Here is a 16768-nt window from a genome sequence, read left to right as displayed (position 1 = left end):
TTTTTAACAAGGATTTTGAATGACTAATTTAATCAAACGTCGCTGGTTGCAGGCCGTCGCCTTGACTGCAGTTTCTGCCGCTGTGTTGGTTGGCTGTGGCAAAAAAGAAGAAGTCAAACCTGCAGAAGCACCTGCTTCTGCAGCCAAGCCTGCGCCTTTGAAGGTCGCATTCGCCTACGTCGGCCCTGTGGGCGACGGCGGCTGGACATTTGCGCACGACAACGCACGCAAAGCATTGCAAGCTGAGTTTGGCGACAAGATTGAAACCTCATTCGTTGAAAACGTGCCAGAGTCTGCTGACGCAGAGCGCGTCATTCGCGACATGGTCGGCCAAGGCAATAAGCTGATTTTTGGCACCACCTTTGGCTACATGGAGCCCATGCTCAAAGTGGCTGCTGACACGCCCGATGTCAAGTTCGAGCACGCCACTGGTTACAAGCAAGCCCCCAATATGCGCACCTACGACAGCCGCACCTACGAAGGTGCCTATATGGCTGGCGTGATTGCAGGCAAGATGACCAAGAGCAACACCTTGGGTGTGGTGGCGTCTATTCCAATTCCTGAAGTCATTCGCAACATCAACAGCTTTACTTTGGGCGCGCAATCGAGCAACCCCAAAGTCAAAACCAAAGTGGTGTGGGTCAACGAGTGGTTCAACCCACCTAAGGAAACCGAAGCTGCTACATCGCTCATCAACGGCGGTGCAGACATCTTGTTCCAAAACACAGACTCTCCAGCCGTGTTGAAAACAGCCCAAGACAAAGGCAAGCGCGCTTTCGGTTGGGACTCTGACATGACTGCCTACGGCCCCAAAGCCCACTTGGCTTCTGCTGTGATCAACTGGACGCCTTACTACATCAATGCCACGCGTGAAGCGCTCGAAGGCAAATGGACTGGCGGCGGCCACACATGGTCTGGCGTGAAAGATGGCGCGATTGACATCGTCTCTATCGCCGATGATGTGCCAGCCGACACCAAAGCCAAAGTGGACGAAGTGAAAAAAGGTTTGAAAGATGGCAGCTTCGCCATTTGGAAAGGCCCACTCGCTGACAACACAGGTAAAGAAGTGTTGAAGAAAGGCGAAGTCGCTGACGACAAGTTCTTGAGCGGCATCAACTTCTACGTCAAAGGCGTGGAAGGCAAAGTGCCAGGCGCTAAATAAACCGTTCATACGGTTCGTATCAAAGCCACCTTCGGGTGGCTTTTTTTATGGGTGCAGCACAGTGCACAGGCGCACATTTTTGGTGGCTCTTGCCTACCTTGTGCTCTTGTGTGCACGCAGTTGATGCGAGATAGATGGTTATTTTTTATATTTTGTTTGGCTTGGAAATTGCGTAGTGGATTGCGCGTTGAACGCAACTAACTTAAGGAGTTTCCATGAAAAAAAGTTCCCTTCGCCCATACCTTATTTCGGTTGTCGCAATGGCCGCAGCCATGAGTGCCCAAGCCGAGATGACCATCGGTGGTGTATTAGATTTGGGCTACGCAAGCACCAAGAAACCAGGCTTGACCACGAAAAAAGTAGATGGTTCTTACTCTGACTTGTCGCGCGTTGTCATCAGTGGCGATGTCGCGCTGAACAACGGTGTCAAGGGCATCTTTACGGTTGAGACTGACTTTTTCAGCCCAGGTTCAGGCACTGCGGTGAACGGCTCTTTTGCCAACGGGGAAGTGCAAGCTGGATTGACCGGTGGTTTTGGCACGTTGCAAGCTGGCCGCGTGAACACAGCAACATTTTTCAACACGCTGTTTTACCAACCCTACGGCACAGCGGTGGGCAGCAACTTCAACACTTACACAAACGGCGTGGTGCGCTACGACAACAGCGCCAAGTACACAACGCCAAGCCTGAGCGGGTTCAAAGCATCGTTGCTTTACTCTGCTAAAAATTCGAGCTCTACATCAGCGGCAGACAAAACAGCCGGCGTGACTGAATTCGGTTTGAGCTACAACGGCGGCCCGCTGTCTGTGGGTTTTGCTTCCTTGAAAAATGAAGTGGCAGGCGGTGCAACTGGTAACGACAACGCCAGCAATGCTTCTTTGAGCGCTACCAAGGAATACACAGTCAATTCATTGGGCGCAAGCTACGTCCTTGGCAACGGTTTCAAAGTCATGGGGCTTTATGACGCGCAAAAGGCTGACAGCGGTGCCACAGCAGATCGCACACACACAGCGCTTAGCGGCGTGTACACCACGGGTCAATACCAAGCTTCTGCCACTTTGGGAACTTACAAAGACAACAAAGCAGCAGGCAGCGCCACTGCAGGCTACTACTCGTTTGGCTATGACTACTTCTTAGACAGCAAAGCCACATCTGCTGCCTATGTTCGTTACACGTCGACAGACAACAAAACACTGGCCGCTGCGAAAGCGGGCACCTACAGCACTGTGGCTGTGGGATATCGCTTCAGCTTCTAAGATGCGTAGCCCATCACCCGTGAGGGGGATGGGCTTTTCAAAGTTCCACGAAACCAAGCATTTTTTGGTTAGCATGAAGTCTTGCTAGGAGACTGTCATGTTCAAAGTTCACGCCGTTGCCCCTCATCGTTTGCCTCAGCTGTTGTGCGAGATGCCCAAGGTTGAGCTGCACATTCACATCGAGGGCTCGCTAGAGCCTGAACTCATTTTTGCGTTGGCCGAGCGCAATGGCGTGAAGCTGCCTTACGCCAGCGTGGAGGCGCTGCGTGCGGCCTATGCCTTCACCAACTTGCAGAGCTTCCTCGACATTTACTACGCGGGGGCGAGTGTGCTGCTGCACGAGCAAGATTTCTACGACATGGCGTGGGCCTACTTGCAACGCGCCAAGGCTGACAACGTGGTGCATGCCGAAATCTTCTTTGACCCGCAAACCCACACCGACCGCGGCGTGCCCATGGCTACCGTCATCAACGGCCTGCACCGTGCGTGTGCGGATGCACAAGCGCAGCTGGGCGTGAGTGCGCAGCTCATCTTGTGTTTCTTGCGTCACTTGAGCGAAGAGGCTGCTTTGCAAACCTTCAAAGACGCGCTGCCTTTCAAAGACAAATTCATCGGCGTGGGTTTGGACTCTAGCGAAGTGGGCCACCCGCCTGAGAAATTCAAAAACGTGTTTGCCTTGGCGCATGCACACGGCCTGCACCTCGTGGCCCATGCGGGCGAGGAGGGACCACCTGCCTACATGTGGAGCGCCTTAGATGTGTTGCATGTTGAGCGCATCGACCACGGCGTGCAAGCCGTGCACGACGCAGCGCTCATGCAGCGCCTGGCCAAAGACCGCACACCGCTCACCGTGTGTCCACTGTCCAACCAAAAGCTGTGCGTGTTCCCCGACCTCAAACAACACAACATCGGCCAGCTGCTCGACGCGGGCCTTTGCGTCACCATCAACTCCGACGACCCCGCCTACTTTGGCGGCTACATGAACGACAACTTTGTCAAAACCTTTGAAGCCACGGGCCTGAGTGCCCAGCAAGCCTATGTGCTGGCGCGTAACAGCTTTGAAGCCAGCTTTGTGCCCGAGCCGCAACGCCAGAAGTGGCTACACGAGCTCAAAGTTTGTTTTGAGCGCTTCGCCGAAGGCGACCACTGAGCCATTTTTGATAGCCCCTAAAATCACGCCATGAGCATCAAATCAGACAAATGGATTCGCCGCATGGCTGAGCAGCACGGCATGATCGAGCCGTTCGAGCCCGGTCAGATCCGCCAAAACGCCGCCGGCCAAAAAATTGTGAGCTACGGCACCAGCAGCTACGGCTACGACATTCGTTGTGCGCCCGAGTTCAAGGTGTTCACCAACATCCACAGCACCGTGGTCGACCCCAAGAACTTCGATGAGAAGAGCTTTGTCGACATTCACAGCGACGTGTGCATCATCCCGCCCAACAGCTTTGCGCTGGCCCGTACGGTCGAGTACTTCCGCATCCCGCGCAGCGTGCTCACTGTTTGCTTGGGTAAGAGCACGTATGCGCGCTGCGGCATCATCGTCAACGTCACCCCGTTCGAGCCCGAGTGGGAAGGCTACGTGACCTTGGAGTTCTCCAACACCACACCACTGCCCGCCAAGATTTACGCAGGCGAGGGCTGCGCGCAAGTGTTGTTCTTTGAGAGCGACGAAGAGTGCGAAACCAGCTACAAAGACCGTGGCGGCAAGTACCAAGGCCAAGTGGGCGTGACGCTGCCCAAGACCTAATTGACCACACTCAACGTCATCGGATGCGGCCGCGTGGGGCAAACCCTCGCGGCCTTGTTGCATCAGCACGGCGTGTGTGTGGTGCAAGACCTGTATTCACGCACCCCAGCCAGCGCCGAGCAGGCCGCCCGCTTTGTGGGTGCAGGCCATGTGGCCGTCTCGCTGGCCGCCATGCGCCCCGCAGAGCTTTGGCTCATCAGCGTGCCTGATGGGCAAATTGCTGAAGTGGCCGCGCAACTGGCCGCAGCGCAGGACCAAGCCATGCAAGGCGCTGTGGCCTGGCACAACAGCGGCTTTTTAAGCGCGGAGGTGTTGGCTCCCTTGCAAGCCGCAGGCGCGGCCACCGCCAGCGTTCATCCTGTGTTGAGCTTTGCCTCGCCTGCCAGCGCCGTGGCGCAGTTTGCGGGCACTTTGTGCGGGCTAGAGGGGCAGCCCCAAGCCTTGGCCGTGTTGCGCCCTTTGGTGGCTGCCATCGGCGGGCAGGGCTTTGAGATTGAATCGGCCAAAAAACCGCTGTACCACGCGGCGGCTGTGTTTTGCAGCAACTTCACCGTGGTGCTGCAAGGCGTGGCGCAAGAGGCTTGGCGTGAATCGGGCGTACCCGCTGAATTACTAGCGCCGCTCACGCAAGCCCTGCTGCAAAGCAGCGTGGCCAATGTAGCCAAGCTCGGGCCTGCTGAGGCCCTTACTGGCCCTGCGGCGCGTGGCGACACCGCCGTGGTGCAGCGCCAAGGCGAAGTGGTGCAGGCGTGGCACGGTCAAGCTGGCGAGGTTTACCAACTGCTCAGCGACATGGCCACAAAGCTCAAACGCACAGGGCGCACACAGGGCTAAAACCCAGCCAAAGCCGCGCCCGCGTGGGATGCGACAATAGAGGGACATGACAACTTCTTTCTCCCAACTGCAGCTGGCCCCCACGCTGGCACGTGCCGTAGCCGAAATGGGCTACGAAAACATGACCCCCATCCAAGCCCAGGCCATTCCTGTGGTGCTCACAGGCAAGGATGTGATGGGCGCAGCCCAAACTGGCACGGGTAAAACCGCTGCGTTCTCGCTGCCGCTGCTGCAACGTTTGCTCAAACACGAAAACAGCTCCACCTCGCCCGCACGTCACCCCGTGCGCGCACTGGTGCTGTTGCCCACCCGCGAGCTGGCCGACCAAGTGGCCCAGCAAATCAAACAATACGCTGTGCACACCAACCTGCGCAGCGCCGTGGTGTTTGGCGGCATGGACATGAAGCCCCAAACCATCGAGCTCAAAAAAGGCGTCGAGGTGCTGGTGGCCACCCCTGGCCGTTTGCTTGACCACATTGAAGCCAAAAACGTCGTGCTCAACCAAGTGGAATATGTGGTGCTCGACGAAGCCGACCGCATGTTGGACATTGGCTTCTTGCCAGATCTGCAACGCATCTTGAGCTTCTTGCCCAAGACCCGCACCACCTTGCTCTTCTCGGCCACCTTCTCGCCCGAGATCAAGCGCTTGGCCGGCAGCTACTTGCAAGACCCCATCACCATCGAAGTGGCGCGCCCCAACGAAACCGCAGCCACCATCACGCAGCAGTTTTACAGCGTGGCCACAGACGACAAGTACCACGCCTTGCGTCAGCTCATCAAAGCCAACGGCATGAAGCAAGCCTTTGTGTTTTGCAACAGCAAACTCGGCTGCGCCCGCTTGGCACGTTCGCTAGAGCGCGATGGTTTCCGTACCAGCGCCTTGCACGGCGACAAGAGCCAAGACGAACGCCTCAAAGCCCTCGAAGGCTTCAAGCAAGGCGAGGTCGATTTGTTGGTGTGTACCGATGTGGCCGCTCGCGGCTTGGACATCAAAGACGTGCCCGCGGTGTTCAACTTTGACATCCCGTTCAACGCCGAAGACTATGTGCACCGCATTGGCCGCACAGGCCGCGCCGGTGCTTTGGGCCACGCCATCAGCTTTGTGTCGAACAGCGACCAACGCTTGGTGGGCGACATTGAGAAGTTGCTCAAGACCAAAATCAAACTCGAAACCGTGACGGTTGAGCAAGACCGCTCGCGTGAGCGTCGCGAACCCCGTGAATCACGCGGTGAGTCGCGTGGTGAATCACGTAGCGAGCGCTACGACTCGGGCCGTTCACGCGGGGGCCGCGACAGCGACGAGCGCCGCCGCGAAGTGGGCTACGTGCCCGCACCGCGCATCAAGAACGACCCGTTCTTTGACAAACCCTACGAGCCCACAACTCGCTCTACCGATGCACCCAAAGTGGCCGCACCCGAGCCGCTGCGCAAGTCGGCCAACATCAAGCCCAAGCGGGTGGTGGCGGCTTTGTTCAAGTCGACGACTTAAGTGAATGTAAAAAGCCCCATAAATGGGGCTTTTTACATTCAGTATGAATTGCGAATCCGCCTTACTCAGGCTTAAAGCCTGCGCCTTTGAGAAGCTCAGCGTTTTCGTTGATGTACTTGCCGGTGTACTTTTTGAATTCGTCGACCGACTCCACAACGGGCTCAATGCCCAGTTGTTCGAAAGCCCCTGATTTGGTGAGTTGACGCACCGCTTCATTGGCTGCCTTGTTTAAGAATTGAACTCGGTCATCCGGTGTGCCTTTGGGGGCCCAAATGCCATACCAAGACTCGGTCACAAACTTGGGATAGCCACTCTCTGAAGCAGTAGGTACATTGGGCATCACAGAGCTTCGTTTGGCAGATGTCACGATGATGGGTTTGACCTTGCCAGCTTTGGCCATGGATTGCAGCGAGATGATGGAGTCAATCAAGATTTGCGAGTGTCCCCCAGCAACATCGGTCAATGCCGGGGCCGTGCCTTTGTAGGCAGTCATGGTCAGGTTGAGGTTGCCTTCCTTGGCAAACATCAAGGTGGCCAAATGACTGGCAGCGCCTAATGCGGGCAAGCCAGCCGTCCATTTGTCTGGGTTTTGTTTGGCTGCTTCCATGACTTCTTTCAATTTCGTTTGTGGCAATGTCGGCGCAATGACCATGAGCAATGGTGCTTCGCCGACACGGGCCACATAAGAGAAATCGGTCAATGGGTCGTAGGGTGGATTTGCAATGACCAGCTTGGTCAGTGCTTGTGTGGATGCAGAAAAAAGCAATGTTTGACCATCAGGTGGGGCCGCTTGAACAAACTTCGCACCAATCGTTCCACTGGCGCCAGGCTTGTTCTCAACCACGATGGGGGTATTCAAATTTGTTTGCATTTGTTTTGCAATCAAACGAGCGGCGTTATCCACACCACCGCCCGCAGCAAACGGCACGATCAATTTGATCGTGCCATCGGGAAACTTGGTCTGTGCAGATGCAAGTGCTGTTGCGGTCAGCAATGCAATAGACAGCATTTTTTTAGTCAATGAAATCATGTTTGTCTCCAATAAATTTTGAACTCACACCTGATCAATCTCTGTAACCTTTGCGCCACGAGGATGAGCCTCCAAATAAGGGAGCCTCAGGTGCAGGGCCGTGCAGCTTGGCGTATGACTCAATCGTTTTTGTCATACGTGGCAGCAGCCAATCGCTGACAGATTCGCTCACGTCCTCGTCTTCTTCCAAGCGGCTCAAGATGCTTCGTATGGCTTGGTTTTGTGAGGCGATAGGGCCTGGGGCCAGCAAAAAGGCTACGACATCTGTTTGACCTAGTCGCTCACTTTCCGCCCATAAGTAGTCTGCAATGTCGAGCTCGAAGTCTTCGAGCGTGACACTCATACCGCTCATCGTGCATGAGCATCCCATCGCAATGTGCTGACCTGACAACCGGTTCCAAAGACCGGAAAGGTAAGCAGCTTGCTGCTGGGATGCTGTCATTTCAAATAACTCAAGCAAGGGCTTTGCTTCGCAATGTTTGGGTCTCAGATGACATCACTTCACCGCTGTCATCCAACACCACGCCATAGAGTTTTTCAGCAGCTTCGCGACTGACATAGCCTTCGCGCACGTCATGCGCCACGGCTTGTGCATCGCGTTTGAATGGACTGCCAAAACCACCGCCACCACCCGAGAGCATCTTGTAGGCGTCGCCGCGTTCCAAGCGAACGTTGAAGATTTTGGCGTTGGGTAACTCTGAATTCCACTCACCCTTGTGGCGAATGGCAATGCCATTGCCTGCGGCCTCTCCGCCACCTTCTAAGCCCCAAGGCTTGCAATGCATGCGGTCAATGCGGGTCGTCACCGAGAACGGGGACAAGGCTTGCACCACCATCTCAGCGCCTAAGCCACCGCGGAACTCGCCAGCGCCTGCGCTGTCTTCACGAATCTTATAGCTTTCAACCAGAACTGGGTATTTCGCTTCCAGTTGTTCGGTTGGGCTGTTGTGTGTGTCGCCATCGTTGATACAGACCGTGACGGACACACCATCTTCGCGAGACTTGGCACCCCAGCCGCCACCCAAGGGGCCAATGCCCACAATGAACAAGCGACCATCTTCAGGCGAAATACCGTGGATGTTGGGGAACACCAAGTCAGCGTGATGGCCCGCAATGGCACGGTGCGGTATCGCTGGTGCGAGGGCTTTGAAAATGGTGTCGATCACAGTCATGGGAAACGTCATCCACACACGCATGGGGTAGGGCCGTTCAGCACTGATGACCGTGCCCATGGGCATGATGACTTTCAGAGGTCGGAAGCTACCGTCATTCACTGGGTAGTCGGTCGGTGTGGTCAAACATTTGTAGGCAACTTGTGCGCAAGCAATGCCTGTGGTGAAGCCAGAGTTGTAGAAGCCTTTGACTTGTTTACTCACATCCGACAAGTCCACTTCCATCTCATCACCTTTGACGGTGACCTTGACGCGAATAGGGATGCGCTTGCCGATTTCTAAACCATCGTCATCCATGAACGACTCGGCTTCGTACACACCATCCGGAATAGACAAGGTGTTTTGACGCGCCAGAGCTTCAGAGGCATCCATGATTTGAAGAATGGCGGCTTGGACATCATGATTGCCGTAACGTTGCACCAACTCCAAGAATCGACGTTCACCTGTGGTGATGGCCGTGATTTGTGCGCGTAAGTCACCCAGGGCACGCTCAGGCATACGCACGTTCATGGCAATGATGTCGACGAGGTCTTGGTTGACTTTGCCAGCAGATTGATATTTCACAATCGGAATCTGGATGCCTTCGGAGTAAATATCCGTGGTGATCTGTCCCAAGCTGCCACCCACATCCAGCCAGTGCGCCATGCAACAGGTAAAGCCAATCAGCTCATCCTCATGAAACACGGGCATGGTGAATGTGAAATGGTTCAAATGGCTGCCTGTGGTGTAGGCATCGTTCGTGACCAAGATGTCACCAGGGTGGATGTTTTCGTAGCCAAAGTGACGAATCTTCGATTTGACAGTTTCAGACATCCCGCGAATGAACATGGGCAAGCCCAAGCCAATGGACACCGTATCGCCTTCTTTGGTAAATAAGCCGACTGTGAAATCCAACGCTTCATAAATGATGAGGTTGTAGGCGGTGCGCATCAAATTGGTTTTCATCTCCTCGGTCACGGCAAACAGGCCGTTACGGATGATCTCCACTATGACTGGATCTACAGCCTGTGCATTGGTGTGTTGTACGTGTGTCGTGCTCATGAGCGGTCACTCCCGATGGAAATTTGAAGGTTGCCGTACAGATCAACTTTGACGCTATCGCCAGGTTGAACAACGGTGGTGGATGCATGCTCTTCCACGAGGGCAGGGCCGTGGAACTCGTTGCCGCTCTTGAGTAAATCGCGTCGGTACACAGGCGTGTCAACGAACTGACCCGCGCTGCGGAAATAAACCGGCTTGTGCGCACGCAATGCCTTGGCATCGGGGGCGGCTTGTCCAGATTCCACAGCGTTACGCGGTGGTTTTTTCATGCGTCCCAACACGGTGACCCGCAAGCTGACAATGTCGGCAGCTTCTTTGGGGGCAGAAGTTCCATAGCGAACTTTGTGTACTTCGTCGAAATGGTTTTTGATCGCCGCACGGTCTTTGCTGACAAAAAACTCGTGAGGCAAGTCAACTGTCACAGCATGCTCTTGGCCGAAGTAACGCATGTCTGCGGCACGCTCAAAGACGATTTCTTCTGGGCGAATTTGTGAGGCGCTGATGGCTGCACGGCCTTCGTCTTCCATCTCTTTGTAATAGGCTTCGATTTCATCAAATGACAAACCGTCCAAGCGGCGGAACACTGAGCGGACATAGTCGTAGCGCAAGTCACTGAACAACATGCCATAGGCAGAGAAGTAGCCTGGTGCATAGGGAATCAAAACTTTGCGGATGCCAATTTCACGCGCAATGGCTGATGCGTGTAGGGGGCCTGCACCACCGTACACCACCATGGTGAAACTGCCGGCATCCAAACCGCGTTCGGTCGTCACGGCTTTGACTGCATGTGACATCTGGGTCACAGCGATACGCAAAATGCCATCGGCAGCTTTGGTGGCATCCAAGCCCAGAGGTTTGGCGATTTTTTCTTCCATGGCCTGCTTGGCACGGTCCAAGTACAACGGCATTTCGCCACCGAGAAAGTTGTGTTCGTCCAAGCGACCCAGAATCAGGTTGGCATCTGTCACAGTGGGTTCAGTGCCATCGCGACCGTAGCAAACGGGGCCTGGCATGCTGCCCGCAGAGCGCGGGCCGACGCGCAATGAGTTACCCAACTCAACGCGTGCGATCGAACCGCCACCTGTGCCCACTTCAAAAATATCCATCATTGGGATCTGAATTGGCAAAGCCTTTTCATAACCCCCGATGAGGGCGCTGCCTGTCGTCAAGGGACGACCTTCGCTGATCACGCCGGCCTTGGCAGTTGTTCCACCCATGTCAAAGGCAATGGAGTCGGGCATGCCCAATTGCTCGCAAATGGCTTGCGCACCAATCACACCCGCTGCAGGGCCAGACTCCAGCATGCGCACGCAATCGCGGCGTGCGTGCTCAACCGGAAACAAACCACCGGTAGATTGCACCGCATAAAAGTCACCCTCAAATCCTTTGTCGTTCAAGTGATGCTCTAGTTCACCCAGATACTCCGAGACGCGCGGGCCGACATATGAGTTTGCGACGGCTGTCGAGACGCGCTCGAACTCGCGGTACTCCTGTGATAGCTCATGTGAAGCCGTCACAAATGCGCCTGGAATTTCCTCTTGCAAGATGGCCTTGACGCGACGCTCGTGGTCAGGGTTGCGATATGAATGAAGCAACAGCACTGCAACTGCTTCAATGTGTTTTGCTTTCAGCTCTCGTGCAAGTGCGCGCACAGCTTGTTCATCCAAAGGCTTGTGCAAGGAGCCATCGGCGCGCAGGCGTTCCGATACTTCGTAGCGCAAAGAGCGTGGAACCAGAGGCTCATGCTTTGAGAAGAACAGGTTGTAGGCGTCGGGTCGGTTCACGCGGCCAATTTCATAGATGTCGCGAAAGCCTTCGGTGATCAACAAAGCGGTTTTTGCGCCATTGCGCTCAAGCAAGGTGTTGATCGCAATGGTTGAGCCGTGCAAGAACAGATAGCCATTGCTCAAATCAACGCCAGCGCCGTCGAGGGTGTTTTGAATACCAGTGACCAGTTCACCATGGGTGGAGAGTGCTTTGCCGAATGAAATTTCACCTGTGGACTCGTCAAAGCAAGCCATATCTGTGAATGTGCCGCCGATATCGACTGCAATTCGTAAAGAGTTTTTTGATTTAGACATGGATGATTCCTTTAAGCGGCGTTTGACACCACATTGCGCAGCGTGCCCAAGCCAGTGATTTCGACTTCAATCACATCACCCGCTTGCATGTACACAGGGGGTTCGCGACGATCGCCCACACCACCAGGTGTGCCAGTGGCGATGACATCGCCAGGGGAGAGGTTCGTAAATCCAGAGAGGTATTCGATGATCACGGGCAAGGTGTAAATCAAGTCAGACACAGATGCGTGTTGCATGACTTCACCATTGAGACGGGACTCCAACGTCAGTTGGTTCACATCAGGAATTTCTTTGCGCGTGGCCATGAATGGCCCAAGGGGGCCAGTGGATGGGAAGTTCTTGCCCGGAATCCACTGGTGCGTGTGGCGTTGCCAATCGCGTGCTGTGCCATCGTTAAAGCAGGCATAACCCGCAATATGTTCAAACGCTTGTGCCTGCGTGATGTTGCGTCCACCTTTGCCAATGATGACGGCGAGTTCGCCTTCAAAGTCAAAGCGTTGAGTTTCCTTAGGGCGTGGCAGTGGTGCGTTGTGTGCGGTCAGGCTATCAGCAAAGCGCGTGAAGATGGCGGGGTATTCGCTGTCGGCACGTTTGGTTTCTGCTACGTGTGTTTTGTAGTTCAAACCAATGCAAAAAATTTTGTTGGGATTGGGAATCACGGGCAGAAGACGTGCTTGTGATGCCGTCACCGCTGTGCCACTTTGGTGTGTCAGTGCTTCCAACTCGTCGAGTTTGTTAGCAGCGATGACGGACTTCAAATCTGCATATTGAGCTTGGAATGCCTGCGGCACTTGAATCCAGTTGCCTTCATCTTTCCAGAGGCCATACGTGTGTTGACCGGCAATTTCAAAACTGACAAAGCTCATCGTTTTTCCTTTGGTTTGTTGCACCGACCATCGATGCATCTGAACAATGAGCGCGAGTTTATGGATGGATAAACCATCTGCATAGAATGTTTTCTGAGATTTCAGATATGCCTAAAATGGCATATCACAGGGGTTCGTATGCAAATCAATGAGTTACGCTTATTTATGGAAGTCGCTGAACTTGGCAGCTTCACCAAAGTGGCAGCACAGAGAAATACCGTGCAGTCCCACATCAGTCGACAAATCAGTGAGTTTGAAAAAAACTGTGGAGGTGCGCTGTTCAGGCGAACAGGGCGAGGTGTTGTGTTGACCGAATTCGGCGAGCATGTGCAGCAGCGTGTGCGAGGTTGGCTCAAAGACAGCGATGAGCTTTTTGCCGATATTCGTCAAACGTCCAAAGTGCCCATGGGCGAGGTAAGGATTGGTGTGCTGCCATCAGCCGCGCATCCATTGATGACGCATATTTTCAAACGCCTGCACCACGAGTACCCCAAGATCAAACTGAACATTCGTGAAGGGCAAGGCAGCGAACTCGATACGCTCCTAGATACAGGAGCCGTTGATATGGCTATCTTGTTTCGGTATGAAAAGCCAACAGGAAGTGATGAAACACTTTTATCGACAGCGAATACTTACCTAGTCTCTTGTCCGGGGCTCTCATTGACCTATTCAGAAACCGTAGACTTCAAGCGGCTCGAAGGACTGCCTTTGGTTTTGCCGCGTCGCCCCTCGTATTGGCGATCGATCTTGGATGAAACCGCAAAAAGCAAGGGGTTTAGCTTGATGGCTGAATTGGAGGCCGATTCATTGCGCGTTCAAAAGGAAATCATTGCGTCCAACCCGCATATGTATGCTTTGCTAGGGCCGTTTTCTGTTGATGATGAGTTGCGTACTGGCAAGTTGCAAGCTGCAAAGGTCATTGCGCCAGACCTGAAACGCTATGTCACGCTTGCCCACCCAAAACAAGGGTATTTCACACAAGCCAGTCGAATTGTTTCACAGCTCATCAAAGAAACTGTGGCGAGTTGGAAAGGGCAACTCAGTAACCCTTCAGGCTTGAATTAGTCTGATCAGGCCAAAGGGTCCATGGTTTGTGGGCACTTCACGCTCAGTCGCTCCCACGCAGGAGCTTCGGCGACGCTGGCATGCGTTGCTGAAGCTTCAAGCTTCGCCGCGCTCAAGCACCCACCCCACACGCAGCCATCGTCAAGGCAAATCACATCTGCGCGATCTTCAATGTGCACGGTAGACCAATGGCCAAAAGCAATACGCACATCAGCCGTCAGTCGGTCCGGCGCATCAAACCACGGCATCAAGTGCGCTGGGGCTTTGTCAGCCCCTTCTTTCACGCTGAAATCCATCGCGCCTTGTTCATCGCAAAAGCGCAAGCGGGTGAGGGCGTTGACGATCACGCGCAAGCGGTCTGCACCGGCTAGGTCATCACGCCACGCATTGGGCAGGCCGCCATACATCTGCGGCATGAAGTGCACCCAGTCGTCGCTGCGCAGCACGGTTTCTACTTCGCCTGCGAGTGTCATGGTTTGTTTGGCAGTCCATTGCGGCAGCACGCCTGCATGCACCATCAGCACTTGACCCACTTGCATCGCCATGTGTTGGTGGCGCAGCCAGTGCAGCAACTCGGCGCTGTCGGGCGCGGTCAAGATGTCTTGGGTGGTGTCTTGTTTGTTGGGTTGGCGCACGCCCTGCGACACCGCGAGCAAGTGCAAATCGTGGTTGCCCAACAAACATTGCGCACTGCTGCCGAGCGCCATCAAGCGGCGCAGCACGCCCGCGTTGTCGGGGCCACGGTTGACCAAGTCGCCTAGCAAGTAGAGGGTGTCGCGGCTGGGGGAGAACGCGATGTGCGTTAACAAACGTTCTAAGGCTTCGTCACAGCCCTGCACGTCGCCAATCAAGTAAAGTGCCATGTGTTGATTGTCTCTATTATTTTTACTGTTTGATTGCGCAATGGACGTTCTGCTGATTGTTTTCCTCACCTTGCTCAATGGCGTGTTTGCCATGACTGAGATGGCTTTGTCATCCAGCCGCAAAGCACGTTTGGCTGCGTTGGCCGAGACGGGCGATGGTGGCGCGTATGCCGCGCTGGTGTTGATGGAGCAGCCCACGCAGTTTTTATCGACGGTGCAAATTGGCATCACGTCCATCGGTGTGCTCAACGGCATTGTGGGTGAGGCCGCCTTCAGTCAAGATCTGTCGTACTGGATGCTCGTACAAGGCGTCCCCGACAACGTGGCCGCTGGTTTAGCCACTGCTTGCGTGGTGACGCTCATCACCTTCAGCACCATTTTGTTTGGCGAACTCGTGCCCAAGCGCATCGGTCAGTTGTTTCCAGAGTCGGTGGCGCGGCTCACGGCTCCCATGATGTTGGCGCTGGCCACTTTGGCCAAGCCTTTTGTGCATTTGCTCTCGGCCAGCACCAGCGCCATGCTCCAGTTGTTGCGCATCAACGCGCACGGCGCGCGCACGGTGACGGAAGAAGAAATTTCTGCCAGCTTGGTCGAAGGTGTCGATGCGGGTTTGATTGAACAACACGAACACCAGATGGTGCAAAACGTGTTCAATCTCGACGAGCGTCCGCTCACCTCCATCATGGTGCACCGCTCAGACATTGAGTGGCTCGATGCCAAACTGTCTGTGCCTCAAGCCTTGGCGCAAGTGGGTGCGAGCGGTGCCCACTCGTGGTACCCCGTGTGCCGAGGCGATTTGGACAACGTGGTGGGTGCGATCAGCGTGTCTCAGCTTTTGCGTTTGCCACCTGGCACGGACATGATGGTCGAGGCCTTGGCCAAACCCGTGGCCTTTGTGCCCGAAACCTTGAGTGGCATGGACTTGCTCGAGCAATTCCGTAAACCCGCCGAACGTGCCACTGCGCATGGTCGCATGGTGTTGGTGGTGGACGAGTACGGCGTGGTGCACGGCTTGCTCACGCCGCGCGATTTGCTAGAAGCCATCACGGGTGAGTTGTTACAAGCCACGTCTACCGACGAGGCTTGGGCCATTCAACGCGCAGATGGTTCGTGGTTGATCGATGGCTTGATGCCCGTGAGCGAATTCAAAGCCCGTTTAGGCATCAAAGAGTTACCAGACGAAGACCGTGGCATTTACAACACGGTGGCTGGTTTGCTCATGGCCATCTCAGGTCAGTTGCCCGTCGAGGGGGATGTGGTGGAGTTTGGTCAATGGCGCTTTGAAGTGATGGACCTCGATGGGCGTCGCATTGACAAACTCTTGGTGAGTCGCCTCCTCAGTGACGAGGACGCTGCGCACGCTTGAACGGTATTTGGTACATCCACACAGGTCGTCCATCGCGGCAGGTGAGGGTTGCTTGAGGCATCAGTTCTTTGGCTTCAAACTCTAAGCTCACCAGCCACGCACCTCGACGCAATTCAGCTTCTGCTTTTTCAACGGCACGGGGCATGCTCTCGGGGCGTTGAAACATGTAAACCACGTCAAAGCTGCGCCAATCCACCAGCCAAATATCGCCTTGGCGAATGCGTGCAAACGAGCAGCGCATGGCGCTCAACACACGCAAAGGCCAACTCATTTCCACGCCGTGTAACTCGGCACGCGGGTAGGCTTGGCGCAATGCCAGCAAGCCATCGCCCATGCCGCTGCCTGCATCCAAAATGCGCGCGCCTGCAGGCAAGGCAATGTGCTCTGGCATTTCACGCAACGCTTGTTTGGGCGTGGGAAACAACGGCGCATCACGCCATGCTTTGCGTGGATAGATCAACACAATCAAAGCGAGCAACAACAACCAAGCCAAGGGCGGCACGCTGAGGGTGCTTGATGACACCACCACCGACATAGGAAAGCCCAACACGATCAACGCCTTGCGCATGGGGGTATGGCCAAAGCGGCTTAAAAATCCGCCCCAAAACGCCGCCAACACCAACGCGATGGTTTCGCTCAAACCAACGCTTTGCAGGCCTTTAAAAATAAGCCAAGACGAACCCCAAGCCAGTAGGGCGGGAACAGGCCAAGTCATGAATTTCATGACGAGAATCATAGAGCCAATGTGACAGCCAATTAGGCTGAATTTGACTGAGAATCAAGGGTAAAGAAA

Annotated in this window: 15 protein-coding genes; 8 read left to right on the top strand and 7 right to left on the bottom strand. The window is 54.9% G+C overall.

Going from position 1 to position 16768, the window contains the following annotated elements:
* The first annotated feature begins 19 nt into the window (after positions 1 to 19).
* From QMG27_RS09245 to QMG27_RS09220, 6 genes are all read left to right on the top strand, one after another.
* The gene (locus QMG27_RS09245) at positions 20 to 1162 is read left to right on the top strand and encodes a BMP family ABC transporter substrate-binding protein (RefSeq protein WP_281810763.1); all 1143 of its coding nucleotides are present in this window, start codon (positions 20 to 22) and stop codon (positions 1160 to 1162) included.
* 215 nt (positions 1163 to 1377) lie between these two features.
* Entirely contained in the window at positions 1378 to 2418 is a 1041-nt protein-coding gene (locus QMG27_RS09240; protein WP_281810762.1) for a porin, read from the top strand.
* 97 nt (positions 2419 to 2515) lie between these two features.
* The gene (locus tag QMG27_RS09235; RefSeq protein WP_281810761.1) at positions 2516 to 3568 is read left to right on the top strand and encodes an adenosine deaminase; all 1053 of its coding nucleotides are present in this window, start codon (positions 2516 to 2518) and stop codon (positions 3566 to 3568) included.
* A gap of 30 nt (positions 3569 to 3598) precedes the next feature.
* A complete protein-coding gene (gene dcd, locus QMG27_RS09230) occupies positions 3599 to 4168 on the top strand; it encodes a dCTP deaminase (protein WP_281810760.1) in 570 nt (189 codons plus the stop codon).
* Entirely contained in the window at positions 4169 to 5002 is an 834-nt protein-coding gene (locus QMG27_RS09225; protein WP_281810759.1) for a Rossmann-like and DUF2520 domain-containing protein, read from the top strand.
* Between the two features lie 46 nt (positions 5003 to 5048).
* A complete protein-coding gene (locus tag QMG27_RS09220) occupies positions 5049 to 6491 on the top strand; it encodes a DEAD/DEAH box helicase (protein WP_281810758.1) in 1443 nt (480 codons plus the stop codon).
* A gap of 61 nt (positions 6492 to 6552) precedes the next feature.
* On the opposite strand, the gene QMG27_RS09215 is transcribed toward QMG27_RS09220, so the two are convergent.
* The 5 genes from QMG27_RS09215 to QMG27_RS09195 all read right to left on the bottom strand — a co-directional run bounded on the left by QMG27_RS09215 (position 6553) and on the right by QMG27_RS09195 (position 12681).
* Positions 6553 to 7521 carry a tripartite tricarboxylate transporter substrate binding protein gene (locus QMG27_RS09215; RefSeq protein WP_281810757.1) on the bottom strand — a complete coding sequence of 323 codons (969 nt, stop codon included), beginning with the start codon at positions 7519 to 7521 and terminating at the stop codon, positions 6553 to 6555.
* A 34-nt stretch (positions 7522 to 7555) separates the two neighbouring features.
* Positions 7556 to 7864 carry a hypothetical protein gene (locus QMG27_RS09210; RefSeq protein WP_281810756.1) on the bottom strand — a complete coding sequence of 103 codons (309 nt, stop codon included), beginning with the start codon at positions 7862 to 7864 and terminating at the stop codon, positions 7556 to 7558.
* A 109-nt stretch (positions 7865 to 7973) separates the two neighbouring features.
* Positions 7974 to 9734 (bottom strand): hydantoinase B/oxoprolinase family protein, encoded by a 1761-nt coding sequence (locus QMG27_RS09205; protein WP_281810755.1) that lies wholly within the window; start codon positions 9732 to 9734, stop codon positions 7974 to 7976.
* Positions 9731 to 11815: a hydantoinase/oxoprolinase family protein gene (locus tag QMG27_RS09200; protein ID WP_281810754.1), complete on the bottom strand. Its 2085-nt coding sequence runs from the start codon at positions 11813 to 11815 to the stop codon at positions 9731 to 9733. Before QMG27_RS09200 ends, QMG27_RS09205 begins: the two co-directional genes overlap by 4 nt.
* Before the next feature lie 11 nt (positions 11816 to 11826).
* Positions 11827 to 12681 (bottom strand): fumarylacetoacetate hydrolase family protein, encoded by an 855-nt coding sequence (locus tag QMG27_RS09195; RefSeq protein WP_281810753.1) that lies wholly within the window; start codon positions 12679 to 12681, stop codon positions 11827 to 11829.
* A gap of 138 nt (positions 12682 to 12819) precedes the next feature.
* Between QMG27_RS09195 and QMG27_RS09190 the strand changes: the two genes are divergently transcribed.
* Positions 12820 to 13746, top strand: coding sequence for a LysR family transcriptional regulator (locus tag QMG27_RS09190; protein ID WP_281810752.1), 927 nt, complete (start codon positions 12820 to 12822; stop codon positions 13744 to 13746).
* Between the two features lie 5 nt (positions 13747 to 13751).
* Here QMG27_RS09190 and QMG27_RS09185 read toward each other — a convergent pair whose 3' ends face one another.
* Positions 13752 to 14609, bottom strand: coding sequence for a symmetrical bis(5'-nucleosyl)-tetraphosphatase (locus QMG27_RS09185; RefSeq protein WP_281810751.1), 858 nt, complete (start codon positions 14607 to 14609; stop codon positions 13752 to 13754).
* Between the two features lie 40 nt (positions 14610 to 14649).
* On the opposite strand from QMG27_RS09185, the gene QMG27_RS09180 reads away from it, so the two are divergent.
* Positions 14650 to 15975 (top strand): hemolysin family protein, encoded by a 1326-nt coding sequence (locus QMG27_RS09180; RefSeq protein WP_281810750.1) that lies wholly within the window; start codon positions 14650 to 14652, stop codon positions 15973 to 15975.
* Here the strand turns inward: QMG27_RS09180 and QMG27_RS09175 are convergent.
* Positions 15947 to 16699 (bottom strand): class I SAM-dependent methyltransferase, encoded by a 753-nt coding sequence (locus QMG27_RS09175; RefSeq protein WP_281810749.1) that lies wholly within the window; start codon positions 16697 to 16699, stop codon positions 15947 to 15949. The two genes, QMG27_RS09180 and QMG27_RS09175, sit on opposite strands and share 29 nt — an antisense overlap.
* Between the last annotated feature and the right edge of the window lie 69 nt (positions 16700 to 16768).

The sequence above is a fragment of the Limnohabitans sp. MORI2 genome (assembly GCF_027925025.1).
In the GTDB taxonomy this organism is placed as follows: domain Bacteria; phylum Pseudomonadota; class Gammaproteobacteria; order Burkholderiales; family Burkholderiaceae_C; genus Limnohabitans.
This window is presented reverse-complemented; position numbering and strand designations above follow the sequence as displayed.